The sequence below is a fragment of the [Enterobacter] lignolyticus SCF1 genome, assembly GCF_000164865.1.
GTDB lineage: Bacteria > Pseudomonadota > Gammaproteobacteria > Enterobacterales > Enterobacteriaceae > Enterobacter_B > Enterobacter_B lignolyticus.
In genome coordinates this window covers 824,546-847,799 of the sequence record NC_014618.1, presented here as the reverse complement: position 1 = coordinate 847,799, position 23,254 = coordinate 824,546, and the positions used below count along the sequence as shown (strand labels likewise).

Sequence of the window (23,254 nt, the reverse complement as noted above, 5' to 3'; positions counted from 1 at the left end):
AATTGGATGAATATCTGACCTAAAATAGCCGTCCAGATGTTAATCCATCTATACTGATTAACACTCAGACTTCTTGTGGCTTAACCTATATGCCAGAGAGGATTATCCCGTTGATGGCCCTACCACACGATAGTTTGAGCTCCCCGTATTCATTCAGGTGAAATAAACATGGCAAAACACCTCTTTACGTCCGAGTCCGTATCTGAAGGGCATCCTGACAAAATTGCTGACCAAATCTCCGACGCCGTTCTGGATGCAATCCTGGAACAGGATCCGAAGGCGCGCGTAGCATGTGAAACCTACGTCAAAACCGGCATGGTGCTGGTAGGTGGTGAAATCACTACCAGCGCGTGGGTCGATATCGAAGAGATCACCCGCAACACGGTTCGCGAAATTGGCTATGTGCATTCTGATATGGGCTTTGACGCCAACTCCTGCGCCGTGCTGAGCGCTATTGGCAAGCAGTCCCCGGATATCAACCAGGGCGTTGACCGCGCTGACCCGCTGGAGCAGGGCGCAGGCGATCAGGGCCTGATGTTCGGTTACGCAACCAACGAAACCGATGTGCTGATGCCGGCGCCGGTGACCTATGCGCACCGTCTGGTGCAGCGTCAGGCCGAAGTACGTAAAAACGGTACCCTGCCGTGGCTGCGCCCGGATGCAAAAAGCCAGGTCACCTTCCAGTATGATGACGGTAAAATCATCGGTATCGACGCGGTGGTGCTGTCAACTCAGCACGCGGAAGATATCGATCAGAAATCCCTGCAAGAAGCAGTGATGGAAGAAATTATCAAGCCGGTTCTGCCGACCGAATGGCTGAGCAGCGCCACCAAGTTCTTCATCAACCCGACCGGACGTTTCGTCATCGGCGGCCCGATGGGCGACTGCGGTCTGACCGGCCGTAAAATTATCGTTGATACCTACGGCGGTATGGCACGTCACGGCGGCGGCGCGTTTTCGGGCAAAGATCCGTCCAAAGTTGACCGTTCTGCAGCGTACGCGGCGCGTTATGTCGCGAAAAACATCGTTGCCGCCGGTCTGGCTGACCGCTGTGAAATTCAGGTTTCCTACGCTATCGGCGTTGCAGAACCGACCTCCATCATGGTGGAAACCTTTGGTACTGAGAAAGTGCCGGGCGAGCAGCTGATTGGGCTGGTCCGCGAGTTCTTCGACCTGCGTCCGTACGGACTTATCCAGATGCTGGATCTGCTGCATCCGATCTACAAAGAAACGGCGGCATACGGTCACTTTGGCCGCGAACACTTCCCGTGGGAAAAAACCGACAAAGCAGCGCAGCTGCGTGACGCGGCCGGTCTGAAATAAGCCCGACTCTCCCATTCCGTAAGGCCAGCGTCCGCTGGCCTTTTTTATTTCCCGCCCCGGCTATTTCTTGGCTTTGCTCACATGAAAGCGATTACATACATTCTTCATGAATCCTGAAGATAATGATTTTACGTCGCAAAAATAAATTTTATATTATTGATAAATAAAAAATAACCCACAAATTAGACACAATAACAAATGTAAACGATTACACTAATGTGATCTTATTCACGTATTTTTACGTCCTGTTCCCCTACCCTTCGTCTGTACAAAAACTTACAAAACCACGTGGAGGGCATCATGCCTGGCAATATAAAACAGGGGCGTTCGAACAAGGCGATTACGTTCTTTGTCTGTTTTCTCGCCGCCCTGGCAGGACTTCTTTTCGGCCTTGATATCGGCGTGATTGCGGGGGCCTTACCGTTTATCACCCACGAATTTCAGATAAGCCCCCACACCCAGGAGTGGGTCGTGAGCTCAATGATGTTCGGCGCCGCCGTCGGCGCGATCGGCAGCGGCTGGCTCTCCTACCGTATGGGACGCAAGAAAAGCCTGATGATCGGCGCCATCCTGTTCGTCATCGGCTCGCTGTGCTCCGCCGCCGCGCCGAACGTCGAAGTGCTGATTATCTCCCGCGTGCTGCTGGGTCTCGCGGTCGGCGTGGCGTCCTACACCGCGCCGCTGTATCTGTCTGAAATCGCGCCGGAGAAAATCCGCGGCAGCATGATTTCCATGTATCAGCTGATGATCACCATCGGTATTCTCGGCGCTTACCTGTCCGATACCGCTTTCAGCTACAGCGGCGAATGGCGCTGGATGCTCGGCGTTATCATCATCCCGGCGATCCTGCTGCTGATCGGCGTCTTCTTCCTGCCCGACAGCCCGCGCTGGTATGCGGCAAAGCGCCGCTTTAACGATGCGGAGCGGGTGCTGATGCGTCTGCGCGACACCAGCGCTGAAGCGAGAAAAGAGCTCGATGAAATCCGTGAAAGCCTGAAGGTAAAACAGAGCGGCTGGGCGCTGTTCAAAGACAACAGCAACTTCCGCCGCGCAGTGTTCCTCGGCGTGCTGCTGCAGGTGATGCAGCAGTTTACCGGTATGAACGTCATCATGTACTACGCGCCGAAAATCTTCGAACTGGCCGGTTACGCCAATACCAACGAGCAGATGTGGGGCACCGTTATCGTCGGCCTGACCAACGTGCTGGCAACCTTTATCGCTATCGGCCTTGTTGACCGCTGGGGGCGTAAGCCAACGCTTATCCTCGGCTTTATCGTGATGGCCGTCGGCATGGGCGTGCTGGGCAGCATGATGCATATCGGCATCCACTCCGCCGCCATGCAGTATGTCGCCGTTCTGATGCTGCTGCTGTTTATCGTCGGTTTCGCAATGAGCGCCGGGCCGCTTATCTGGGTGCTGTGTTCTGAAATTCAGCCGCTGAAAGGCCGCGACTTTGGTATTACCTGTTCTACCGCAACCAACTGGATCGCTAACATGATCGTCGGCGCTACCTTCCTGACCATGCTCAACTCGCTGGGCAGCGCCAATACCTTCTGGGTGTACGGCGCGCTGAACGTGCTGTTCATCGTCCTGACGCTGTGGCTCATTCCGGAAACGAAAAACGTGTCTCTGGAGCATATCGAACGCAATCTGATGCAGGGCCGTCCGCTGCGCGAAATCGGCGCCCGCGACTAACCGGCAGCGCTTCCTCCCTCACGGGAGGAAGCTTCCCCTTGCGCTCCCCCGCCCGCCGCTCTATGCTCTGCCCCTATGAAAACCCCCCGTCTTCCTTTCGCCCTGCAACAGGCCGTTATGCGCAGCCTGCGGGAAAAGCTCGCCCAGGCAAACCTCAGACTTGGCCGCTCTTATCCTGAACCTGCGCTGAGCTGGAAACAGCGCGGCACCTCCGCCGGTACGGCGTGGCTACAGGAGTATGAAATTCGCCTCAACCCGGTGCTGCTGCTGGAAAATCAGCAGGCGTTCATTGAGGAAGTCGTCCCCCACGAACTGGCGCACCTGCTGGTGTGGAAGCACTTTGGCCGCGTCGCGCCGCACGGCAAGGAGTGGAAATGGATGATGGAGAGCGTGCTCGGCGTCCCCGCCAGACGCACTCACCAGTTCGAACTGGACTCCGTGCGCAAAAACACCTTTCCCTACCGCTGCCGGTGCCAGCAGCATCAGCTCACCGTCCGCCGCCATAACCGCGTCGTGCGCGGCGAAGCCGTTTACCGCTGCGTTCGCTGCGGCGATCCGCTGGTGGCGGAAAAGTAACCTTTGGAAATAACTGGAAGTTTTCTGATCTGACTGATTGCATCTGACAACAGCATTCGCTACGTTGCGGGCTCGTTTTGACACGGAGTTCGTGATGTCCCGTTTCCCCATTTTCGCGATGACGCTCATCGCCACTACGCTCTCCGGCCAGGCTCTGGCCGAGGGCATCAACAGCTTCTCGCAGGCAAAAGCCGCGGGGGTCAAAGTGAATGCCGACGTACCCGGCGATTTCTACTGCGGCTGTAAAATCAACTGGCAGGGTAAGAAAGGCGTTATCGACCTGGAATCCTGCGGCTACAAAGTGCGCAAAAACGAGGATCGCGCCAGCCGGGTGGAATGGGAGCATGTGGTTCCCGCCTGGCAGTTTGGCCACCAGCGCCAGTGCTGGCAGGACGGCGGGCGGAAAAACTGCGCCAAAGACCCGGTTTATCGCCAGATGGAAAGCGATATGCACAACCTGCAGCCTGCCGTCGGCGAAGTGAACGGCGATCGCGGCAACTTTATGTACGGCCAGTGGAACGGCGGTGAAGGCCAGTACGGCCAGTGCGCAATGAAGGTGGATTTTAAAGACAAGGTCGCCGAGCCGCCCGAGCGCGCCCGCGGCGCCATCGCCCGCACCTACTTCTACATGCGCGACCGCTATAACCTGACGCTCTCCCGCCAGCAAACGCAGCTTTTCACCGCCTGGGATAAACAATATCCGGTCACCGGCTGGGAGTGCCAGCGCGACGAACGCATCGCCGCAGTCCAGGGCAACCACAACCCATACGTCCAGCGCGCTTGCCAGGCGCAAAAGAGCTAACCTACACTAGCGGCAATTGTTCATTACCACCGGATACGAAGAGCTATGCGCATTCCCCGCATCTATCACCCTGAACCTGTCACCGTGGGCCAGCAGATGGCCCTTTCCGACGACGCCGCAAACCATGTAGGCCGCGTGCTGCGCATGGGCATCGGCCAGGCTATTCAGCTGTTCGACGGCAGTAATCAGCTGTTTGACGCCGAAATTGTCCACGCCGATAAAAAAAGCGTACGGGTTACGGTGCTGAAGGGGGAAACCGACGATCGCGAATCGCCGCTGCATATCCACCTGGGCCAGGTGATGTCCCGCGGCGAAAAAATGGAATTCACCATCCAGAAATCGATCGAACTGGGTGTAAGCCTCATTACGCCACTTTTTTCCGAGCGCTGCGGCGTTAAACTGGATGCTGAACGTCTGAACAAAAAGATCCAACAGTGGCAAAAGATCGCCATCGCCGCCTGCGAGCAGTGCGGCCGCAATCGGATCCCGGAGATCCGTCCGGCGATGGATCTGGAACAGTGGTGCGCCGAGCAGGATGACGCGTTAAAGCTCAATCTGCATCCTCGCGCCAGCGCCAGCATCAACACGCTGCCGCAGCCGGTCGAGCGCGTACGTCTGCTGATCGGCCCTGAAGGCGGGCTGTCGGCGGATGAAATCGCCATGACCGCCCGCTACCGGTTTACTGATATCCTGTTGGGACCCCGCGTTCTGCGTACTGAGACCACTGCGCTCACCGCCATTACCGCACTGCAGGTGCGCTTCGGCGACCTGGGCTAAAGGAGAAGAACAATGATTAAGCTCGGCATCGTGATGGACCCCATCGCGAAGATCAACATCAAAAAAGATTCCAGCTTCGCTATGTTGCTGGAAGCGCAGCGTCGCGGCTACGAACTCCACTATATGGAGATGAACGATCTCTACCTCATCAACGGTGAGGCCCGCGCCCATACCCGCACCCTGAGCGTCGAGCAAAATTACGATGGCTGGTACAGCTTTACCGGCGAGCAGGATTTGGCCCTGGCCGATCTCGACGTTATCCTGATGCGTAAGGATCCGCCGTTTGATACCGAGTATATCTACGCCACCTATATCCTTGAACGCGCCGAAGAGAAAGGCACGCTTATTGTCAACAAGCCGCAGAGCCTGCGCGACTGCAACGAAAAGCTGTTTACCGCCTGGTTTGCCGACCTGACGCCGGAAACGCTGGTGACCCGCAGCAAGGCGCAGCTGAAAGCGTTCTGGGAAAAGCACGGCGATATCATCCTCAAGCCGCTGGATGGCATGGGCGGCGCGTCGATTTTCCGCGTGAAGCAGGGCGACCCGAACCTGTCGGTGATTGCCGAAACGCTGACGGAGCTCGGCAGCCGCTATTGCATGGCGCAGAACTACCTGCCGGCCATCAAAGACGGCGACAAGCGCGTCCTGGTGGTTGACGGCGAGCCGGTGCCTTACTGCCTGGCGCGCATTCCGCAGGGCGGAGAAACCCGCGGCAATCTGGCCGCAGGCGGCCGCGGCGAACCGCGCCCGCTCTCCGAGAGCGACTGGGAGATTGCCCGTAAGGTGGCGCCGACGCTAAAAGAAAAAGGCCTGATTTTCGTCGGCCTCGACATCATTGGCGATCGCCTGACGGAAATTAACGTCACCAGCCCTACCTGCATCCGCGAAATCGAAGCAGAATTCCCGATTTCCATCACCGGTATGCTGATGGACGCAATCGAAAAGCGTCTGCAAAAGTAACCGCCCGGAGGGCAAGGATGCCCTCTGAACTCGACAGCACCCAGGTTTCCCCGCATACTGGGTGCTGCTTTTTAAACCAGGAAACAGAACCTCTGACAATGAATTTACAGCACCACTTTCTGATTGCCATGCCTGCTCTCCAGGATCCGATGTTCCGTCGCTCCGTCGTCTACATTTGTGAATATAACGACGATGGCGCAATGGGGATCATCATCAATAAACCAATGGAAAATCTGAAGGTTGAAGGGATTCTGGAAAAATTGAAGATCGCGCCAGAGTCGCGCGACCCGGCGATCAAACTGGATAAACCGGTGATGCTTGGCGGCCCGCTGGCGGAGGATCGCGGCTTTATCCTGCATACGCCTCCGGCGATGTTTTCCTCCAGCATTCGTATTTCCGACAACACCGTGATTACCACCTCCCGCGACGTACTGGAAACGCTCGGTACCGCCGGGCAGCCCTCTGAAGTGCTGGTCGCGCTTGGTTACGCCTCCTGGGAAAAGGGCCAGCTTGAGCAGGAGATCCTCGATAACACCTGGCTCACCGCGCCTGCGGACATGAATATTCTGTTTAAAACGCCGATCGCCGACCGCTGGCGCGACGCGGCAAAGCTTATCGGTATTGATATCCAGACGATGCCTGGCGTCGCGGGGCACGCCTGATGAGCGGTACGCTGATAGCCTTCGATTTTGGCACCAAAAGTATTGGCGTTGCCGTCGGGCAGCGCATTACCGGCACCGCCCGCCCGCTCAGCGCGCTAAAAGCCCAGGACGGCACCCCCGACTGGAACGCCGTTGAGAAAATTTTAACCGAGTGGCAGCCGGACGCGGTTATCGTCGGGCTGCCGCTGAATATGGACGGCACCGAGCAGCCGCTGACCGCGCGCGCGCGCAAATTTGCCAACAAGCTGCATGGCCGCTTTGGCGTCAAAATTGAGCTGCACGACGAACGGTTAAGTACGGTTGAAGCCCGCGCTGGGCTGTTTGAACACGGCGGCTACCGGGCGCTGAACAAAGGCCGCGTCGATTCGGCGTCGGCGGTCATTATCCTCGAAAGTTATTTCGAGCAGGGTTACTAAAGATTCCTCTCAGCCGCAGGGCTGAGAGGAAAACGCCCCATCAGTGGCGCAGATTCTCGTTCGCCCAGCTGACCGCCTGGGTGCGGTTTTTAACGCTTAACTTACGAAAAACATTATAAAGATGCGTACGCACCGTGTTTTCGCTAATGAACAGCGCACGCGCAATATCCATATTTGTTGCGCCGCAGCGTAATTCGTTAAGGATCTCACACTCCCGCTCCGTCAGCGGAATATTCTCAGCCTCGCCTGATGATTGTTCCGCGGCATACATCGCCGGGTGCATCACGCTCAATTCAGCCGTCTGCTCGCCGTTCAGCACGGCCTTGACGCCCTCAATTAAGCGCGATCCATCATCGTCATGGCGGAATACGCCATACAGCGCAGGCCATTTCGCCATTTCGTATAGCTCATACTTTTGCTCACTATTAATAATAAGCAAACGTGGATTCTCTACCTGCGATTGAATAATATCCCGCCAGATCCCATTCAGTTTTTTATTCGACACGGCGATATCAAACAGGATCACCGTGCCGCGAGCGACATGCTGCACCAGTGGCTTATTAATATTATGCACATCAACAGAAACTGAAAGAATATCAGACAGATAGCTAGCAAATGCATTTGCCTGAACGGAAGGATGGGTGATAAGAAATAGCTGTCGTGACTCGCCTGCATTCTCTAAAGAATCAAACATTTAAAAACTCTCCGTAGTTGAATTTCACCGTCATGGCGATTAAATGGTTCAAAAAAACACAAACAACTTACATTAATATTTGAAAATAAATCTTACAAAATGAAACATTATTTCATGAGAAATATCCTATTTCCGCAAACAGGATAGAACGAATACCCAAGAGGTGTCAAAAGAGAATCATCCTTTTTTTCTAGCATTCAACAATATAATCTCACGCATAACACGAACATGCACAACACATGTATCAAAGAGGTTGTTTATTCAACAGTTATTATAGTCCTGAGTAATTATTCGTAAATATCCGATTGCATTAGCCAGCCTTAATATCAACATTAATATAACATTAACGTTAATTAAGTATAAAGCTTACCGACAGGATTTCGTATTTTTCACACCCCGGAAAATTGACGTTACATTTTTCCCTCGGCAATCCGCTGCTGATGGCTTTGGGCGTAGGTTTGCATCCCGGCCTGCTGCCCTGTCTGCATCACGCCTGCCAGCTGGTGCGTTTTCCCCTCGCGAATCAAGCTAGCGGTCGCCGCGGTGTTGATCAGCAGCTCATACAGCGCCACCCTTCCCCCCAGCCTGCCGGGCAGCAGCTTCTGCGCCAGCACCGCGCACAGGCTACCGGCAAGCTGGCTGCGGACGGTCTCTTTTTCCCCGGCAGGGAAGCTGTCAATGAGCCGCTCCACGGCCTGCGCCGCGCCGCGGGTGTGCAGGGTCGCCAGTACCAGATGGCCGGTTTCCGCCGCCGTCAGCGCCAGACGGATAGTTTCAGCATCACGCAGCTCTCCCAGCAGCAGAACATCCGGGTCCTGGCGCAATGCGCTTCGCAGCGCGGCGGCATAGGACGCGCAGTGCAAACCCACCTCCCGTTGCTCAATCAGACACCGCGCGCTGTGATGGACAAACTCCACCGGATCTTCAAGCGTGAGAATATGCCCGTCCCGCTGCTGGTTAAGAGAATCCACCATCGCGGCAAGCGTCGTGGACTTGCCGCTGCCGGTCGCGCCGGTCACCAGAATAATCCCGCTCTCGGCGTCGAGCAGCGAAGGGATCGCCGCAGGCGCCCCCAGCGTCGAAAGCTGCGGGCAGGAGACCGGCAGCAGGCGCAGAACCACCGAAACGCCCCGACAGTGCACGGACGCATTGCCGCGAAGGCGCTGACCGCCTCCGGCATCCACGGCAAAATCCACCTGGCGATCCTCGCGCCACTGCCGCTGCTGCGCCGCATTAAGCCAGCCGTCGAGCAGCATAGGGAGATCCGGCGACGGAAAAGGCGCGGGCTCGAGACGCCCTTCTCGCCGCCAGCGCGCCTGCATGCAACTACACAGGTGTAGATCCGAAACGTTATGCTTTACACTAAGGGACACAATTTCCTGCATATCCATATGATCATCCTGAAAATGAACGACATTGCGCATAACCTGGCACAGGTCCGGGATAAAATCTCAGCCGCCGCGGCACAATGCGGCCGCGCTCCAGAAGAAGTGACGCTGCTTGCAGTCAGTAAAACGAAACCTGTAAGCGCCGTCGAAGAAGCCATCGCCGCAGGTCAGCGCGCGTTTGGCGAAAACTACGTTCAGGAAGGGGTGGAGAAAATCCGCCATTTCCAGCAGGCCGGAGCGACGGGCCTGCAGTGGCACTTTATCGGCCCGCTGCAGTCCAACAAAAGCCGTCTGGTCGCCGAGCACTTCGACTGGTGCCATACCGTCGACAGGCTGCGTATCGCCAGCCGCCTGAGCGAGCAGCGTCCGGCGGACATGGCGCCGCTTAACGTACTGATTCAGGTCAATATCAGCGATGAGGACAGCAAGTCCGGCATTCCCCCTGAGGCCGTCGATGAACTGGCCGCCGAAGTGGCGGCGCTGCCCGGCCTGGTGCTTCGTGGGTTAATGGCCATCCCGGCGCCAGAGTCAGAATATGTAAGGCAGTTTGCGGTAGCCCAGCGAATGGCGGTAGCATTCGGGCGACTGAAAGCGCAATACGCCACGGTGGATACGCTCTCTCTGGGCATGTCTGATGATATGGAAGCCGCGATTGCGGCGGGTAGCACGATGGTTCGCATTGGCACCGCCATTTTCGGTGCCCGCGATTACACAAAACAATAAGGAAAACTGAGGAACGCCATGAAGACGTTGACTTTCCTGCTCTCAACGGTCATTGAGCTGTACACGATGGTGATGCTGCTGCGCGTCTGGCTGCAGTGGGCGCGCTGTGATTTTTACAACCCCTTCTCCCAGTTTGTGGTGAAGGCGACCCAGCCCGTCGTCGGGCCGCTGCGCCGCGTTATTCCGTCCATGGGGCCGATTGACAGCTCCTCGCTGCTGGTAGCGTTCGTCCTGTGCGTTCTCAAGGCTATCGTGCTGTTCATGGTCATCACCTTCCAGCCGATTATCTGGATTGCCGCCGTTCTGATTCTGCTGAAAACCATCGGCCTGCTGATTTTCTGGGTGCTGCTGGTGATGGCGGTGATGAGCTGGGTAAGCCAGGGCCGCAGCCCGGTAGAGTTTGTGCTGATGCAGCTCGCCGATCCGCTGCTGCGCCCGATTCGCAACCTGCTGCCGTCAATGGGCGGTATTGATTTCTCGCCGATGATCCTTGTCCTGCTGCTGTACGTGATTAACATGGGCATCGCCGAACTGCTACAGGCCACGGGCAACATGCTGCTGCCGGGGCTGTGGATGGCGCTATGAGTGCTGTCGAAACCTGTAGCGACGGGCTTATCTTACGGCTGTATATTCAGCCGAAAGCCAGCCGCGACAGCCTGGTGGGGCTGCATGGCGACGAACTCAAAGTCGCCATTACCGCCCCGCCGGTAGACGGACAGGCCAACGCGCATCTGGTCAAATTCCTCGCTAAACAGTTTCGCGTGGCGAAAAGCCAGGTGATAATCGAGAAAGGCGAGCTCGGTCGCCACAAGCAGGTCAGAATTATTCATCCGCACCAGATCCCGACGAACGTCGCGGCGCTAACGAATTAGGGTATCCCATGCAAAAAGTTGTCCTCGCCACCGGTAACGCCGGTAAAGTGCGTGAGCTCGCCTCGCTGCTGAGCGATTTTGGTCTGGACGTCGTTGCCCAGACCGAGCTGAACGTTGAATCCGCTGAAGAAACCGGCCTGACGTTTCTCGAAAACGCCATACTGAAAGCGCGCCACGCCGCGCAGATTACCGGCCTGCCCGCCATTGCCGACGACTCTGGGCTGGCGGTCGATGCGCTGGGCGGCGCGCCTGGGATCTACTCCGCGCGCTATTCAGGCGTTGACGCCACCGATCGGCAAAACCTTGAGAAGCTGCTGGTGGCGCTGAAAGACGTCCCCGACGCGCAGCGCCAGGCGCAGTTCCACTGCGCGCTGGTCTATCTGCGCCATGCGGAGGATCCCACACCGATCGTCTGCCTCGGACGCTGGCCTGGCGTAATTACCCACGCCCCTTCCGGCAACGGCGGCTTCGGCTACGACCCGATTTTCTACGTACCGGGCGAAGGTAAAACCGCCGCCGAGTTAACCCGTGAAGAAAAGAGCGCCATCTCGCACCGCGGGCAGGCGCTGAAACAGTTACTAAACGCATTACGTAATGGCTGATTTATGCACAAACCGCCTCTGAGCCTCTACATTCATATTCCCTGGTGCGTGCAGAAATGCCCGTACTGCGACTTCAACTCGCACGCGCTGAAGGGCGAAGTGCCGCACGACGACTACGTCCAGCATCTGCTTGCCGATCTGGATAACGAGACGGCGTACGCGCAGGGACGTGACGTGAAGAGCATTTTCATCGGCGGCGGAACGCCCAGCCTGCTGTCGGGCGCGGCGATGCAGACGCTGCTCGACGGCGTGCGCGCGCGCCTGAACCTGGCGGCGGATGCGGAAATCACCATGGAGGCCAACCCGGGAACCGTGGAGGCCGATCGCTTTGTCGACTACCAGCGCGCCGGCGTGAACCGTATTTCGATAGGCGTGCAGAGCTTCAGCGAGCCTAAGCTTAAGCGTCTGGGGCGCATCCACGGGCCGCAGGAAGCCAAACGCGCGGCGAATCTGGCAAGCGGCCTTGGGCTTCGCAGCTTTAATCTCGACTTAATGCACGGTCTGCCGGACCAGTCTCTGGAAGAGGCGCTGGATGATTTGCGCCAGGCCATTGCGCTTAACCCGCCGCACCTGTCGTGGTATCAGTTGACCATTGAGCCGAACACGCTGTTTGGCTCGCGACCGCCGGTGCTGCCGGACGACGACGCGCTGTGGGACATCTTCGAGCAGGGTCATCAGCTGCTGACGGCAGCAGGCTACCAGCAGTATGAAACCTCGGCGTATGCGAAACCGGGTTTCCAGTGCCAGCACAACCTGAACTACTGGCGCTTCGGCGACTATCTGGGCATTGGCTGCGGCGCGCATGGCAAGATCACCTTTCCGGACGGGCGCATTCTGCGTACCACCAAAACGCGCCACCCGCGCGGCTATATGCAGGGGCGGTATCTGGAAAACCAGCGCGACGTCGACGATGCCGACAAACCGTTTGAATTTTTTATGAACCGTTTTCGTTTACTGGAACCCGCGCCGCGCGCCGAATTCGCGCGCTATACCGGGCTTTGCGAAAGCGTGATTCGCGGGCAGCTTGATGAAGCCATCGCGCAGGGCTATCTGACTGAGGACGCGCAGTGCTGGCAAATTACCGAGCACGGTAAGCTGTTCCTGAATTCCCTTCTGGAACTGTTCCTCGCCGAGTAACCCCTTCTTGTGATGCCCTGGCCGGACGGCCAGGGCGAGCGTACGGATTAGTACTGGTTAAACATTTCCTGAATTTGCTTCGGATCTTTGGTTTGGGTCAGCGCCAGCTGCAGCAGCACGCGGGCTTTTTGCGGGTTCAGCGAACCAGAGGCGACAAAGCCATATTTCGCATCATCCACTTCCGCATCGCGGGTGGTGTAGCCTGTCGGCACGCGCGATGAGCGAACCACGACGGTGCCCTTATGCGCGGCGGTCGCAAGGGTATCGAACACGGTCTTATACAGGTTACCGTTGCCGACACCGGCGCTGACGATCCCTTCGTAGCCGGCGTCCACCAGCGCTTTCGCCGGCAGGTCGGAGGCATTGGCATAGTTATAGATAATGCCCACCTTCGGCAGCTCGCTCAGCTTCGATACGTCAAACGGCGTAGAGGTAGTGTGCTTACGCGCCGGGGTGCGCTGATAATCAATTTTGCCGTTATGGATATAGCCCAGCGGGCCAAAGTTGACGGACTTGAACGTCGCAACATCGGTGGTATTGGTTTTGGTGACGTCGCGCCCGTCCAGCACGGTATCATTCATCACGACCATCACCCCGCGGTTGGCCGACTGCGGGTCAACGGCAGCGGCGACCGCGTTATAGAGGTTAAACGGACCATCGGCGCTCATGGAGGTCGACGGACGCATTGCGCCAACCAGCACCACCGGCTTATTACATTTCACCGTCAGGTCGAGGAAATAGGCGGTTTCCTCCATGGTGTCGGTACCGTGGGTAATAACAAACCCATCGGTCTTATCGCAGTCGGCGTTAATTTTCTTCGCCAGCGTCAGCCAGACCTGATCATTCATATCCTGCGAACCGATATTAACGACCTGCTCGCCCTTCACCACCGCCAGTTCTTTTAGCTGCGGCACCGCGTTAACCAAATTCTCTACGCCGACTTTACCGGCGGTATAGTTGGATTTCGTTGCCGAATCACCGCCCCCGGCAATGGTCCCACCGGTTGCCAGAATAGTGACGTGAGGCAAAGCGAGGGCCGCACCGCTGAACCCCATAACTACCGTGAGAAGCGCCGTTTTCCCAAAAAACTCCATGTTATTTCTCCAGTTATGTGAATTTGTCGCATTATCCCAGCGTCAAAGATGAATAACGTGACGGCGGCCTACTAACCAGATAAATATCTTTTTAGATTTACTATTTTTAGAGATGGATACCAAAGCGGCAGGGAATGACAATATATTCCTGAAATCATTTCTGGAACAATTGATACATATCGAGAATAAAATCGCTGGAAGCGGGATTCCATTTTTTATCTTTTGCGCTGGCGGGAAAAGGAGCGTCTGGCAGAGTAAGGGGATGGAAAAAATTCGAATACACGCACGATGCCTCAGGCGTGAACTGACCCAGGAAGAACGCAGGCTTTGGTATTTATTACGCAGCCGGCGTTTCGCGCATTGTAAATTCCGGCGCCAGCACCCGGTGGGTAGCTATATTCTCGACTTTGCCTGCTGCGAGGCCAGGCTCTGCATTGAGCTTGATGGAGGGCAACACAGCGAACACCAGAGTTATGATGTCCGACGCACGCAGTGGCTGAGCCAGCAAGGCTGGAGAGTTTTACGTTTCTGGAATAATGAGTTATGGGAAAACGAAGAGGGCGTATTGCTAACGATTTATGAAAGTTTGCAGGCGCGATTACCCTCACCCCGCCCCTCTCCCTGAAAGGGAGAGGGAGCACTGCAAGCCAGTCCCCTCTCCCTGAAAGGGAGAGGGCCAGGGTGAGGGGAACCCCGTCAGCTTACTTCAGCCCACTCACCAGCGCCTTGCGGCTCTGTTCGAGGGCGGTCACGCGGCCGCACACGTCTTTACCAAACTTCTGGAAATCCGCTTCCTGGTTTTTCCATTCGTCCTGAATGGCCGTCTGCAGGCCGCCGAGGCTGCCTAAAATACCCTGCAGCGGGTTACCGCCGCCTTTCAGTACGGCTTTCGCCCCCATCTCGTTGATGCTGTCCTGCAGGATGCCGCCCATCGCCTGATTCACCAGTTGCTGCCCGTCGGCGCGAACCTGGTCGACGCCCTTGTAGTGGAACGTCAGGCCATCGGAACGATGCTCGATAATGCGGTTCATCTGCTCTTTAAGCTGAGCGTCGAGTTTGGTCAGACGGCCGTGCATATTGCTGCTGGCGCCTACCTGCTCGGTGATTATCTTATCCAGCGCCACACGCCCCTTCTCGACGCGGGAACGCGCGCCCTCGTCAATCCACGGCAGCGCGCTTCGCAGATCGGTCTGATAATCTTTCGCCTGCTCGCGCTGAGCCGCGCTGAGCGTGTACTGCTTGCCGTTATAGGTCACGTTGCCATCCGGCGTGATAACCAGGTCGCCGTTCTCTCCTTTAACCTGGACGGTTTGCGGCTTGAGGATCACATCGTCACGCGGGGTGACGCTGCACTGATAGTCCGCCTGTGCCGCGAATGCCGTTACGGAAAGAGCCGCCGCCAGCAGCGTTTTGCGCATCATAGTTACTCCTGTAAAGACAAAACGGGCCAGCATTTGCTGGCCCCTTGTGCGTACTTAGTCCCACCAGACGTCAAAAAGTTCGCTCAGACGAACATCGCCGAACTGGCGGTCTTCGAGCCACTTGCGCACGGCGGCCTGATGCTCTTCGGTGCATTTGCCAATTTCCTGCATGCAGATAAGACCTTCCCATGCCAGATAGCCGCTGCCGTCAAACGCCAGCTTGTTCGGCTCAATTACCTCATTGATAAACTCATCAACGGTTTTATCGATCTGCTCTTCGCTGGTACCTTCCGGGAAACGCCACGCGACCGAAAATCCTAATTCCTGGAATTCGTCGATATGCATTTTCTTACGCAGACGACGGCTACGGTTCTTCGCCATTATTTTACCCTCTCGAACATTAAGTCCCATACGCCGTGGCCAAGACGATGGCCACGCTGTTCAAATTTGGTGACCGGACGCGAATCCGGACGCGGTACATAGTCATTGCTCTCAGAGAGGTTTTTATAACCGTCCAGAGAGGACATCACTTCCAGCATATGCTCCGCATACGCTTCCCAGTCGGTCGCCATGTGGAATACGCCGCCCAGCTTGAGCTTGCTTTTTACCAGTTCGGCAAACGGCGCCTGAACGATACGGCGTTTATTATGACGCGCTTTGTGCCATGGGTCAGGGAAAAAGAGTTGCACCATGTTAAGGGAATTATCCGCAATCATGGTGTGCAGCACTTCGACTGCGTCGTGACACATCACGCGCAGGTTTTCCACGCCCTCTTCATGGGCGGAGGAGAGGCAGGCGCCGACGCCCGGGGAATGCACTTCAATACCGAGGAAATTCTGTTCCGGGTTCGCCTTCGCCATCGTGACCAGCGAGGCGCCCATGCCAAACCCGATTTCCAGGGTAATGGGCGCAGCACGGCCAAACAGCGCCGCGAAATCGACCGGCTGCTCGCTGAACTCAACGCCCATCACCGGCCAGTAATGGTCCAGCGCGTGCTGCTGCCCTTTGGTCAGGCGGCCCTGGCGGCGGACGAAGCTACGAATACGGCGCAGCGGGCGGCCGTTTTCATCAAATTCCGGTGAGATGACGTCGTTAATCATAAAAATTCAGTCTGCTTGTTTGATTGTTCGGGAAACGGGCATTATCCAAAGTTAAAGATACTATGCAAGCATGGGAAAGATCCTGTTTACACGATGGGGTCGCTGTGCTGCAATCTGCGTCCTTAGTCAATGCGAAGCGGTGACCATGCAACCCTCAGAATTTTCAGCCCAGGTGCTGGACTGGTACGACAAATATGGGCGTAAGACCCTCCCCTGGCAAATAGAGAAGACGCCTTACAAAGTATGGCTCTCTGAGGTGATGTTGCAACAGACGCAGGTCGCCACGGTTATCCCCTATTTTGAACGCTTTATGGCGCGTTTCCCGACGGTGACCGACCTCGCCAACGCGCCGCTCGACGAGGTGCTGCACCTGTGGACCGGCCTCGGCTACTACGCGCGGGCGCGTAATCTGCATAAGGCGGCGCAGCAGGTCGCCACGCTGCACAATGGGCAGTTCCCGGAAACGTTTGATGAGGTCGCCGCGCTGCCGGGCGTCGGGCGCTCCACCGCGGGCGCGATTCTTTCGCTCTCGCTCGGTCAGCATTTCCCCATCCTCGACGGCAACGTCAAGCGCGTGCTGGCGCGCTGCTATGCCGTCGGCGGCTGGCCGGGGAAAAAAGAGGTGGAAAACCGCCTGTGGCAGATAAGCGAAGCGGTCACCCCGGCAAAAGGCGTTGAACGCTTTAACCAGGCGATGATGGATCTTGGTGCGATGGTCTGCACCCGTTCAAAACCAAAGTGCGAGCTCTGCCCTCTCGGCAACGGTTGTGAAGCCAAAGCCAGCAGCAGCTGGGCGCAGTATCCCGGCAAGAAACCAAAGCAGACCCTGCCGGAACGCAGCGGCTATTTTCTGCTAATGCAGCAGGATAACGACGTGCTGCTCCTTCAGCGTCCGCCCAGCGGTCTGTGGGGCGGGCTGTTTTGCTTCCCGCAGTTCGCCGATGAAGCGGCGCTGCGCGAGTGGCTGGCGCAGCGCCAGATAAAGGCCGATAATCTGACCCAGCTTACCGCCTTTCGCCATACATTCAGCCACTTCCATCTGGATATCGTTCCGATGTGGCTTACCGTGCACTCCAGCGCCGCATGCATGGATGAAGGCGGCGCTCTCTGGTATAACTTAGCCCAGCCGCCGTCCGTCGGTTTGGCGGCTCCCGTGGAGCGCCTGTTACAGCAGTTACGCGCCGGAGCGCTGGCGTAAACGCTCCGGCCAAAGAAGAGGATTGATAATGAGCAGAACCATTTTTTGTACCTTCCTGCAGCGCGATGCTGAGGGCCAGGATTTCCAGCTTTATCCGGGCGAGCTCGGCAAACGCATCTATAACGAAATCTCCAAGGAAGCCTGGGCGCAGTGGCAGCATAAGCAAACCATGCTGATCAACGAGAAGAAGCTCAACATGATGAACGTTGAGCACCGTAAGCTGCTGGAGCAGGAGATGATAAGCTTCCTGTTTGAAGGTAAAGACGTACACATCGAAGGCTACACGCCGCCAGAAAAACAATAAGGGTCTGCGGACCCTTTATAACAACACAACACGCACTCCCGGAATGATGAAAAAATTTTTAGCGCTAGCTCTGATTGCGCCGTTGCTCATTTCGTGTTCCAGCTCGAATAAAAAAGGCGCTGCCTATAACGAAGAGTGGGACAAGGACACCAACGGCTTTGACATTTTGATGGGGCAGTTTGCCCATAATATTGAAAACATTTGGGGGTACAAGGAAGTTCTGGTCGCCGGGCCGAAAGACTATGTGAAATATACCGACCAGTACCAGACGCGCAGCCACATCAACTTCGACGAGGGTACCATCACCGTTGAGACCATCGCCGGGACGGACCCAACGGGCCGCCTGCGCCAGACCATCATCAAAACGCTGCTGATGGGCGATGACCCGAGCTCGGTCGATCTCTACTCCGACGCCGACGACATTCAGATTTCCAAAGAGCCCTTCCTGTACGGCCAGGTGGTGGATAACACCGGGCAGCCCATCCGCTGGCAGGGCCGGGCGTCTAACTATGCCGACTGGCTGCTGAAAAACCGCCTGCAAAGCCGCAACAACGGCCTGCATATCATTTATAGCGTCACCATTAATCTGGTGCCGAACCACCTCGATAAGCGTGCGCATAAATACATCGGCATGGTGCGTCAGGCGTCGCACAAGTACGGCGTCGACGAGTCGCTGATCCTGGCGATTATGCAGACCGAATCGTCGTTCAACCCGTACGCGGTCAGCAACGCGGACGCGCTCGGCCTGATGCAGGTAGTCCAGCACAGCGCCGGTCGCGACGTGTACCGCTCACAGGGTAAATCCGGAACGCCAAGCCGCAGCTTCCTGTTCGATCCGGCGAGCAATATCGACACCGGCACCGCCTACCTGGCGATGCTTAACAACGTCTATCTGTCCGGTATTGATAACCCGACCTCGCGCCGCTATGCGGTAATCACCGCCTACAACGGCGGCGCCGGCAGCGTGCTGCGCGTTTTTGCCGATGATAAAGTCCAGGCGGCGAACATCATCAACAGTATGGCGCCAGGCGATGTCTACCAGACGTTGACCACCCGTCATCCGTCTTCGGAATCCCGGCGCTACCTGTATAAGGTCAACACCGCGCAGAAAGGCTATCGCCGTAAGTAACCCCTTCGCTTCCCCCCTCACGCTCGCGGCTTCGCGGGAGTGAGGGGGAAACGCGCAGCCGCTCTCCTCACAACAAAACGTTAACTGCGTCACTAATTAGCTCTGCAAAAAAACATTGATTGCATTTTTTTGCGGAAGGTAACAAAACGTCTCGCCCGCGATCGATAGAATCGCATCAAATCACAACCATAAATGTTTTAATAACAACATATCCCCCCATCCCTTGTGAGGAAATTAACATGAACCTTAAACTGCAGCTTAAAATCTTGTCGTTCCTGCAGTTCTGCTTATGGGGGAGCTGGCTGACTACGCTGGGCTCCTATATGTTCGTAACGCTCAAATTCGACGGCGCATCGATTGGCGCCGTGTACAGCTCTCTGGGTATTGCCGCCGTTTTCATGCCGACGCTGCTCGGGATCGTCGCCGATAAATGGATCAGCGCGAAATGGGTGTACGCCTTCTGCCACCTGGTGGGCGCCGGTACGCTGTTTATGGCGGCGGAAGTCACCACGCCCGGGGCGATGTTCATGATAATCCTGCTGAACTCGCTGGCCTATATGCCAACGCTCGGCCTGGTGAACACTATCTCCTACTATCGCCTGAAATCCGCGGGTATGGAGATCGTGACGGACTTCCCGCCAATCCGTATCTGGGGCACCATCGGCTTTATCATCGCGATGTGGACCGTCAGCTTCGCCGGTTTCGAACTGAGCCATATGCAGCTCTACATCGGTGCAGCGCTCTCCCTGGTGCTGGCGCTGTTTACCCTGACCCTGCCGCATATTCCGGTCTCTAACCAAAGAGAGAAACAGAGCTGGAGCGAAATGCTCGGCCTGGACGCCTTCGCGCTGTTCAAAAACAAACGCATGGCTATCTTCTTCATTTTCTCCATGATGCTGGGCGCCGAGCTGCAGATCACCAACATGTTCGGTAACACCTTCCTGCACAGTTTCGATAAAGACCCGCTGTTCGCCAGCAGCTTTATCGTGCAGCACGCGTCGGTGATGATGTCGATTTCACAAATCTCCGAAACCCTGTTCATCCTCACCATCCCGTTCTTCTTAAGCCGCTACGGCATCAAGAACGTCATGCTGATCAGTATCTTCGCGTGGATGCTGCGCTTCGGTCTGTTCGCCTGGGGCGACCCGACCCCGTTCGGCACCGTGCTGCTGGTGCTGTCGATGATCGTCTACGGCTGCGCCTTCGACTTCTTCAACATTTCCGGTTCGGTATTTGTGGAAAAAGAGGTGAGACCGGAAATCCGCGCCAGCGCCCAGGGGATGTTCCTGATGATGACCAACGGCTTCGGCTGTATCCTCGGCGGTATTGCGAGCGGTAAAGTGGTTGAGATCTACACCGCCGACGGCATCACCGACTGGCATAGCGTATGGCTGATTTTCGCCGGCTACTCGCTGGTACTGGCCTTCGCTTTCATCGCGCTGTTCAAATACAAACATGTCCCGACGGCCGCCGGCGCGCAGACCATCGCGCACTGATGTGTCCTCCTCACTCTCTCCCTCCCGGGAGAGAGTGCTGTCAGCACTCCCCCAGCACCCACGCCACCGAAAGTAAATCCGCGCTTCCGCCAGGGCTCAGATTCCTCGCGATAAGCGCGCGGTCCATCATCTCCAGCGCCTCGCGGTCCCAGCCGTTAACCAGCAGCTGACGCGCGTACCGCTGCGCATAGCGCAAACCGTCCATACCGCCGCGTGAGACCAGATTGCTGTCCGGGTTCACCGCTATCAGCCGCAGCAGCGTCTCGTGCAGCTGGTGACGGTTCCAGTGCGGCAGGACGCGCCGCACCGTCGCAAAACCGCTCTCGGCTTCGCCGCGGGCGCCGGTCAGGCCGAACTGTCGGAACTGACGCTCCCCCGCCGTTGCCGCGCCGCCGCGCGCCGCAAGCTCGCGCGTCACCAGCCCCTGGCACATCGCGCTCACCTCCTGGCAAAGGCTTTGCGCCGTCACCTCCCGCACCCGTCCGGCGGCAAAGCAGAGCAGCCCCAGCGCGAAGATCCCGCCCTTGTGAGTGTTCACTCCGCCGGTCGCGGCATACATCGCCTGCTCGCAGGCGATGCCCATCGGGCGCAGCAGGCGCAACTGTTCGCTGGCGTCTTTTGCCGCATGTTCGGCGCCCAGCTCCGCGAAGCGCGAGAACCACGGCGCGATCGCCGCAATGCTGCGGGCAAAGAGCGCATGATCCATATCGCGATGCGAGCCGTTGTTAAGCTTATCCACCAGCCCGGGCTTTGGCGTCAGCTCCAGCTCCTGCCACAGCGCCTCCTGCGCCAGCGCGGGAATATCAACCCGGCGCGGTTTAGTCGCGAGCAAACCAGTCATCGATCAGCTTCTCCACGCGGGCGATCACCTGCGCCTGCGGATGGCGGCGCGAGCGGGAACAGGCGTGCGCGGGCTCATCGCACAGCAGGCAGCGGCGCTGGCTGCCGCCCAGCGACTGGCGGCCGACGGGCCCGTTCTGCGGACAAATCACATCGATGTCCCACAGCCGCCCGAGCGGATGGGTCTGTTCCAGCGCCGCGCTGTGGGCCTTAATCTCCGCCGCCGGGTGCGCCACGCACCACATCGCCTCCGGGCCGGTCGGCAGCCATAGCACCTGGCGGTCCAGCACCTGCCAGCGGTGTTGCCACAGCAGCTGGTCGCAGGCCTGTAGCGCCACGCCCATCGTATTGCGATAGCGGATGCTGTCCTTCATTTCGCCGGGGGTGACCAGCGTCAGTGAAATCACCGGTTGCTGGTAATGCTTCAGCCAGTCAGCCTGACGCAGCGCCCGGCGGTCTTTCGCCGCCAGCAGCGCGTCAAGACTGACACCCGGCCTGGCGGGTGTCTGTGTTGTCATGATGACTATTCCTTTACCTGATGAACCACATCGATCACGCTACCGTCGCGGTAGCGGATCACGCCTACAATTTTGTCAGTAAACTCAATGGGTTTAGGCACGCCGGTCAGGGAAATGGCGCGCTCGTACAGCGCGTTAATATCCACCACGTTCAGCCCGGCATTTTCCAGGCGCTGGCGAATTTCCGGGCGCGCCGGGTTAACCGCGATGCCGTGGTCGGTGACCAGCACGTCGATGCTTTCTCCCGGCGTCAGGCGGGTGGTGACCCGTTTAACCACCGTCGGAATACGGCTGCGCAGCAGCGGCGCCACCACGATGGTCAGGTTGGCGGCGGCGGCCACGTCGCAGTGCCCGCCGGACGCGCCGCGCATCACGCCGTCGGAGCCGGTGATGACGTTAACGTTGAAATCCACATCTATCTCCAGCGCGCTGAGGATAACCACGTCGAGGCGGTCGCAGCAGGCCGCCTTGCTGCCGGGGTTCGCGTACACGTTGGTGGAGATCTCAACGTGGTTCGGATTGCGCGCCAGCGATGCCGCCGCCTCGCCGTCAAAGCACTGGGTATCGAGCAGCTTTTCAATCAGCCCTTTCTCATGGAGAGAGACCAGGCCTCCGGTGATGCCGCCGAGCGCAAAGCGCGCCTTCACGCCGTTGCGCTCCATTTTCTCTTCCATAAAGCGCGTGCAGGCGGTGGCCGCCGCGCCGGAGCCGGTCTGCATCGAGAAGCCGTTGCGGAAATAGCCGGAATGCTCAATGACGTCAGCGGCGTCGCGGGCGATCATCAGCTCGCGCGGGTTGCTGGTGACGCGGGCGGCGCCAACGCTGATTTTCGCCGGGTCGCCAACGCTTTCCACCTGCACCACATAATCCACCTGATCCTGCACCAGGCTTGCGGGCATATTGGGATAAGGCACCAGCGTTTCGGTGAGCAGCACCACCTTGCGGGCGAACTGGGCATCGACCATCGCGTAGCCGAGAGAGCCGCAGCTGGCGTGGCCACCGGTGCCGTTGGCGTTACCGAACTCATCGCTGCACGGCACGCCGAGAAACGCCACGTCGATGCTCAGCTCGCCGTCCTGCAGCAGCTTGACGCGGCCGCCGTGGGAGTGGATTTGCACCGGTTCGTCCATCAGCCCGTGAGAAATAGCCTCCGCCAGCTTGCCGCGCATCCCGGAGGTATAAATACGGCGGATCACGCCGCTGCGGATGTGCTCAATCAGCGCATCGTTGCAGGTCATCAGCGAGCTGGAGGCCAGCGTCAGGTTTTTGAAGCCCATATCGGCCAGCTGCGCCACTACGCGGTTAATCACCCGGTCGCCTTCGCGAAACGCATGGTGAAACGAGATGGTCATCCCGTCCTGCAGCCCGCTGCGCTCAATGGCCTCCTGCAGCGACTGGCACATTTTACGGTGCAGCCTGCTGTCCGGCTCGCTCAGCCACGGCGTGGCGCTGTGCGCGGTATCAAACGGTTTGAGGTCGCGCAAATGGGAAAACTGGCGGTGAAGAAGTTCTGTCTGATTCATTGTT

Annotated in this window: 27 protein-coding genes; 18 read left to right on the top strand and 9 right to left on the bottom strand. The window is 57.6% G+C overall.

The window, feature by feature from the left end; genetic code table 11:
• The first annotated feature begins 168 nt into the window (after positions 1-168).
• The 8 genes from metK (at position 169) to ruvX (ending at position 7,211) form a co-directional block, all read left to right on the top strand.
• Positions 169-1,323 carry a methionine adenosyltransferase gene (metK, locus tag ENTCL_RS04080; protein WP_013364841.1) on the top strand — a complete coding sequence of 385 codons (1,155 nt, stop codon included), beginning with the start codon at positions 169-171 and terminating at the stop codon, positions 1,321-1,323.
• Between the two features lie 300 nt (positions 1,324-1,623).
• Complete coding sequence (locus ENTCL_RS04075) at positions 1,624-3,018, top strand: sugar porter family MFS transporter (protein WP_013364840.1); 1,395 nt, start codon at positions 1,624-1,626, stop codon at positions 3,016-3,018.
• A gap of 75 nt (positions 3,019-3,093) precedes the next feature.
• Positions 3,094-3,594: a SprT family zinc-dependent metalloprotease gene (locus ENTCL_RS04070; RefSeq protein WP_013364839.1), complete on the top strand. Its 501-nt coding sequence runs from the start codon at positions 3,094-3,096 to the stop codon at positions 3,592-3,594.
• A gap of 94 nt (positions 3,595-3,688) precedes the next feature.
• The gene (gene endA / locus ENTCL_RS04065; protein ID WP_013364838.1) at positions 3,689-4,396 is read left to right on the top strand and encodes a deoxyribonuclease I; all 708 of its coding nucleotides are present in this window, start codon (positions 3,689-3,691) and stop codon (positions 4,394-4,396) included.
• Positions 4,397-4,441: 45 nt separating this feature from the next.
• Positions 4,442-5,173, top strand: coding sequence for a 16S rRNA (uracil(1498)-N(3))-methyltransferase (gene rsmE, locus ENTCL_RS04060; protein ID WP_013364837.1), 732 nt, complete (start codon positions 4,442-4,444; stop codon positions 5,171-5,173).
• 12 nt (positions 5,174-5,185) lie between these two features.
• A complete protein-coding gene (gene gshB, locus ENTCL_RS04055) occupies positions 5,186-6,133 on the top strand; it encodes a glutathione synthase (protein ID WP_013364836.1) in 948 nt (315 codons plus the stop codon).
• Between the two features lie 98 nt (positions 6,134-6,231).
• The gene (locus ENTCL_RS04050; RefSeq protein WP_044611886.1) at positions 6,232-6,795 is read left to right on the top strand and encodes a YqgE/AlgH family protein; all 564 of its coding nucleotides are present in this window, start codon (positions 6,232-6,234) and stop codon (positions 6,793-6,795) included.
• Positions 6,795-7,211 carry a Holliday junction resolvase RuvX gene (ruvX, locus tag ENTCL_RS04045; RefSeq protein ID WP_013364834.1) on the top strand — a complete coding sequence of 139 codons (417 nt, stop codon included), beginning with the start codon at positions 6,795-6,797 and terminating at the stop codon, positions 7,209-7,211. Before ENTCL_RS04050 ends, ruvX begins: the two co-directional genes overlap by 1 nt.
• Before the next feature lie 40 nt (positions 7,212-7,251).
• On the opposite strand, the gene ENTCL_RS04040 is transcribed toward ruvX, so the two are convergent.
• Together ENTCL_RS04040 and ENTCL_RS04035 are read right to left on the bottom strand one after the other, a co-directional pair.
• A complete protein-coding gene (locus tag ENTCL_RS04040; protein ID WP_013364833.1) occupies positions 7,252-7,905 on the bottom strand; it encodes a LuxR C-terminal-related transcriptional regulator in 654 nt (217 codons plus the stop codon).
• Between the two features lie 410 nt (positions 7,906-8,315).
• A complete protein-coding gene (locus ENTCL_RS04035; protein ID WP_013364832.1) occupies positions 8,316-9,296 on the bottom strand; it encodes a type IV pilus twitching motility protein PilT in 981 nt (326 codons plus the stop codon).
• A gap of 15 nt (positions 9,297-9,311) precedes the next feature.
• On the opposite strand from ENTCL_RS04035, the gene ENTCL_RS04030 reads away from it, so the two are divergent.
• The 5 genes from ENTCL_RS04030 to hemW are packed head-to-tail and all read left to right on the top strand — an operon-like array spanning position 9,312 to position 12,627.
• Entirely contained in the window at positions 9,312-10,016 is a 705-nt protein-coding gene (locus ENTCL_RS04030; protein ID WP_044612060.1) for a YggS family pyridoxal phosphate-dependent enzyme, read from the top strand.
• A gap of 18 nt (positions 10,017-10,034) precedes the next feature.
• Positions 10,035-10,601 (top strand): YggT family protein, encoded by a 567-nt coding sequence (locus ENTCL_RS04025; RefSeq protein ID WP_013364830.1) that lies wholly within the window; start codon positions 10,035-10,037, stop codon positions 10,599-10,601.
• Entirely contained in the window at positions 10,598-10,888 is a 291-nt protein-coding gene (gene yggU, locus ENTCL_RS04020; protein ID WP_013364829.1) for a DUF167 family protein YggU, read from the top strand. The genes ENTCL_RS04025 and yggU overlap by 4 nt, the downstream gene beginning before the upstream one ends.
• Before the next feature lie 8 nt (positions 10,889-10,896).
• The gene (locus tag ENTCL_RS04015; protein ID WP_013364828.1) at positions 10,897-11,490 is read left to right on the top strand and encodes an XTP/dITP diphosphatase; all 594 of its coding nucleotides are present in this window, start codon (positions 10,897-10,899) and stop codon (positions 11,488-11,490) included.
• 3 nt (positions 11,491-11,493) lie between these two features.
• Positions 11,494-12,627, top strand: a complete 1,134-nt coding sequence (gene hemW / locus ENTCL_RS04010) for a radical SAM family heme chaperone HemW (RefSeq protein ID WP_013364827.1) — start codon at positions 11,494-11,496, stop codon at positions 12,625-12,627.
• Positions 12,628-12,674: 47 nt separating this feature from the next.
• On the opposite strand, the gene ansB is transcribed toward hemW, so the two are convergent.
• Positions 12,675-13,721 carry an L-asparaginase 2 gene (gene ansB / locus ENTCL_RS04005; RefSeq protein ID WP_013364826.1) on the bottom strand — a complete coding sequence of 349 codons (1,047 nt, stop codon included), beginning with the start codon at positions 13,719-13,721 and terminating at the stop codon, positions 12,675-12,677.
• Positions 13,722-13,983: 262 nt separating this feature from the next.
• On the opposite strand from ansB, the gene ENTCL_RS04000 reads away from it, so the two are divergent.
• Entirely contained in the window at positions 13,984-14,346 is a 363-nt protein-coding gene (locus ENTCL_RS04000; RefSeq protein WP_013364825.1) for an endonuclease domain-containing protein, read from the top strand.
• 76 nt (positions 14,347-14,422) lie between these two features.
• Here the strand turns inward: ENTCL_RS04000 and ENTCL_RS03995 are convergent, their stop codons facing one another.
• The 3 genes from ENTCL_RS03995 to trmB are packed head-to-tail and all read right to left on the bottom strand — an operon-like array spanning position 14,423 to position 16,242.
• A complete protein-coding gene (locus ENTCL_RS03995) occupies positions 14,423-15,142 on the bottom strand; it encodes a YggN family protein (protein WP_013364824.1) in 720 nt (239 codons plus the stop codon).
• Between the two features lie 54 nt (positions 15,143-15,196).
• Positions 15,197-15,523, bottom strand: coding sequence for a YggL family protein (locus ENTCL_RS03990; protein WP_013364823.1), 327 nt, complete (start codon positions 15,521-15,523; stop codon positions 15,197-15,199).
• A complete protein-coding gene (trmB, locus tag ENTCL_RS03985) occupies positions 15,523-16,242 on the bottom strand; it encodes a tRNA (guanosine(46)-N7)-methyltransferase TrmB (protein WP_013364822.1) in 720 nt (239 codons plus the stop codon). Before trmB ends, ENTCL_RS03990 begins: the two co-directional genes overlap by 1 nt.
• A 145-nt stretch (positions 16,243-16,387) precedes the next feature.
• Between trmB and mutY the strand changes: the two genes are divergently transcribed.
• From mutY to ENTCL_RS03965, 4 genes are all read left to right on the top strand, one after another.
• Positions 16,388-17,440, top strand: a complete 1,053-nt coding sequence (gene mutY / locus ENTCL_RS03980; RefSeq protein WP_013364821.1) for an A/G-specific adenine glycosylase — start codon at positions 16,388-16,390, stop codon at positions 17,438-17,440.
• Between the two features lie 28 nt (positions 17,441-17,468).
• Positions 17,469-17,744 (top strand): oxidative damage protection protein, encoded by a 276-nt coding sequence (locus tag ENTCL_RS03975; RefSeq protein ID WP_013364820.1) that lies wholly within the window; start codon positions 17,469-17,471, stop codon positions 17,742-17,744.
• A 46-nt stretch (positions 17,745-17,790) separates the two neighbouring features.
• Positions 17,791-18,873: a membrane-bound lytic murein transglycosylase MltC gene (gene mltC / locus ENTCL_RS03970; protein ID WP_157865524.1), complete on the top strand. Its 1,083-nt coding sequence runs from the start codon at positions 17,791-17,793 to the stop codon at positions 18,871-18,873.
• 239 nt (positions 18,874-19,112) lie between these two features.
• A complete protein-coding gene (locus tag ENTCL_RS03965; RefSeq protein ID WP_013364818.1) occupies positions 19,113-20,369 on the top strand; it encodes a nucleoside permease in 1,257 nt (418 codons plus the stop codon).
• 40 nt (positions 20,370-20,409) lie between these two features.
• Here ENTCL_RS03965 and citG read toward each other — a convergent pair whose 3' ends face one another.
• From citG to citF, 3 genes are read right to left on the bottom strand one after another with little or no spacing between them, the layout of a single operon-like run.
• Entirely contained in the window at positions 20,410-21,210 is an 801-nt protein-coding gene (gene citG, locus ENTCL_RS03960) for a triphosphoribosyl-dephospho-CoA synthase CitG (protein ID WP_013364817.1), read from the bottom strand.
• Positions 21,188-21,727 carry a citrate lyase holo-[acyl-carrier protein] synthase gene (citX, locus tag ENTCL_RS03955; RefSeq protein WP_013364816.1) on the bottom strand — a complete coding sequence of 180 codons (540 nt, stop codon included), beginning with the start codon at positions 21,725-21,727 and terminating at the stop codon, positions 21,188-21,190. The genes citG and citX overlap by 23 nt, the downstream gene beginning before the upstream one ends.
• A 5-nt stretch (positions 21,728-21,732) precedes the next feature.
• Positions 21,733-23,250 (bottom strand): citrate lyase subunit alpha, encoded by a 1,518-nt coding sequence (gene citF, locus ENTCL_RS03950; RefSeq protein WP_013364815.1) that lies wholly within the window; start codon positions 23,248-23,250, stop codon positions 21,733-21,735.
• Positions 23,251-23,254 lie beyond the last annotated feature (4 nt).

Excerpts from the sequence above, each read along its gene's own strand:
- metK (WP_013364841.1), top strand. The coding sequence starts at position 169 with ATGGCAAAACACCTCTTTACGTCCGAGTCCGTATCTGAAGGGCATCCT.
- ENTCL_RS04075 (WP_013364840.1), top strand. The coding sequence starts at position 1,624 with ATGCCTGGCAATATAAAACAGGGGCGTTCGAACAAGGCGATTACGTTC.
- ENTCL_RS04070 (WP_013364839.1), top strand. The coding sequence starts at position 3,094 with ATGAAAACCCCCCGTCTTCCTTTCGCCCTGCAACAGGCCGTTATGCGC.
- endA (WP_013364838.1), top strand. The coding sequence starts at position 3,689 with ATGTCCCGTTTCCCCATTTTCGCGATGACGCTCATCGCCACTACGCTC.
- rsmE (WP_013364837.1), top strand. The coding sequence starts at position 4,442 with ATGCGCATTCCCCGCATCTATCACCCTGAACCTGTCACCGTGGGCCAG.
- gshB (WP_013364836.1), top strand. The coding sequence starts at position 5,186 with ATGATTAAGCTCGGCATCGTGATGGACCCCATCGCGAAGATCAACATC.
- ENTCL_RS04050 (WP_044611886.1), top strand. The coding sequence starts at position 6,232 with ATGAATTTACAGCACCACTTTCTGATTGCCATGCCTGCTCTCCAGGAT.
- ruvX (WP_013364834.1), top strand. The coding sequence starts at position 6,795 with ATGAGCGGTACGCTGATAGCCTTCGATTTTGGCACCAAAAGTATTGGC.
- ENTCL_RS04040 (WP_013364833.1), bottom strand. The coding sequence starts at position 7,905 with ATGTTTGATTCTTTAGAGAATGCAGGCGAGTCACGACAGCTATTTCTT.
- ENTCL_RS04035 (WP_013364832.1), bottom strand. The coding sequence starts at position 9,296 with ATGGATATGCAGGAAATTGTGTCCCTTAGTGTAAAGCATAACGTTTCG.
- ENTCL_RS04030 (WP_044612060.1), top strand. The coding sequence starts at position 9,312 with ATGAACGACATTGCGCATAACCTGGCACAGGTCCGGGATAAAATCTCA.
- ENTCL_RS04025 (WP_013364830.1), top strand. The coding sequence starts at position 10,035 with ATGAAGACGTTGACTTTCCTGCTCTCAACGGTCATTGAGCTGTACACG.
- yggU (WP_013364829.1), top strand. The coding sequence starts at position 10,598 with ATGAGTGCTGTCGAAACCTGTAGCGACGGGCTTATCTTACGGCTGTAT.
- ENTCL_RS04015 (WP_013364828.1), top strand. The coding sequence starts at position 10,897 with ATGCAAAAAGTTGTCCTCGCCACCGGTAACGCCGGTAAAGTGCGTGAG.
- hemW (WP_013364827.1), top strand. The coding sequence starts at position 11,494 with ATGCACAAACCGCCTCTGAGCCTCTACATTCATATTCCCTGGTGCGTG.
- ansB (WP_013364826.1), bottom strand. The coding sequence starts at position 13,721 with ATGGAGTTTTTTGGGAAAACGGCGCTTCTCACGGTAGTTATGGGGTTC.
- ENTCL_RS04000 (WP_013364825.1), top strand. The coding sequence starts at position 13,984 with ATGGAAAAAATTCGAATACACGCACGATGCCTCAGGCGTGAACTGACC.
- ENTCL_RS03995 (WP_013364824.1), bottom strand. The coding sequence starts at position 15,142 with ATGATGCGCAAAACGCTGCTGGCGGCGGCTCTTTCCGTAACGGCATTC.
- ENTCL_RS03990 (WP_013364823.1), bottom strand. The coding sequence starts at position 15,523 with ATGGCGAAGAACCGTAGCCGTCGTCTGCGTAAGAAAATGCATATCGAC.
- trmB (WP_013364822.1), bottom strand. The coding sequence starts at position 16,242 with ATGATTAACGACGTCATCTCACCGGAATTTGATGAAAACGGCCGCCCG.
- mutY (WP_013364821.1), top strand. The coding sequence starts at position 16,388 with ATGCAACCCTCAGAATTTTCAGCCCAGGTGCTGGACTGGTACGACAAA.
- ENTCL_RS03975 (WP_013364820.1), top strand. The coding sequence starts at position 17,469 with ATGAGCAGAACCATTTTTTGTACCTTCCTGCAGCGCGATGCTGAGGGC.
- mltC (WP_157865524.1), top strand. The coding sequence starts at position 17,791 with ATGAAAAAATTTTTAGCGCTAGCTCTGATTGCGCCGTTGCTCATTTCG.
- ENTCL_RS03965 (WP_013364818.1), top strand. The coding sequence starts at position 19,113 with ATGAACCTTAAACTGCAGCTTAAAATCTTGTCGTTCCTGCAGTTCTGC.
- citG (WP_013364817.1), bottom strand. The coding sequence starts at position 21,210 with ATGACTGGTTTGCTCGCGACTAAACCGCGCCGGGTTGATATTCCCGCG.
- citX (WP_013364816.1), bottom strand. The coding sequence starts at position 21,727 with ATGACAACACAGACACCCGCCAGGCCGGGTGTCAGTCTTGACGCGCTG.
- citF (WP_013364815.1), bottom strand. The coding sequence starts at position 23,250 with ATGAATCAGACAGAACTTCTTCACCGCCAGTTTTCCCATTTGCGCGAC.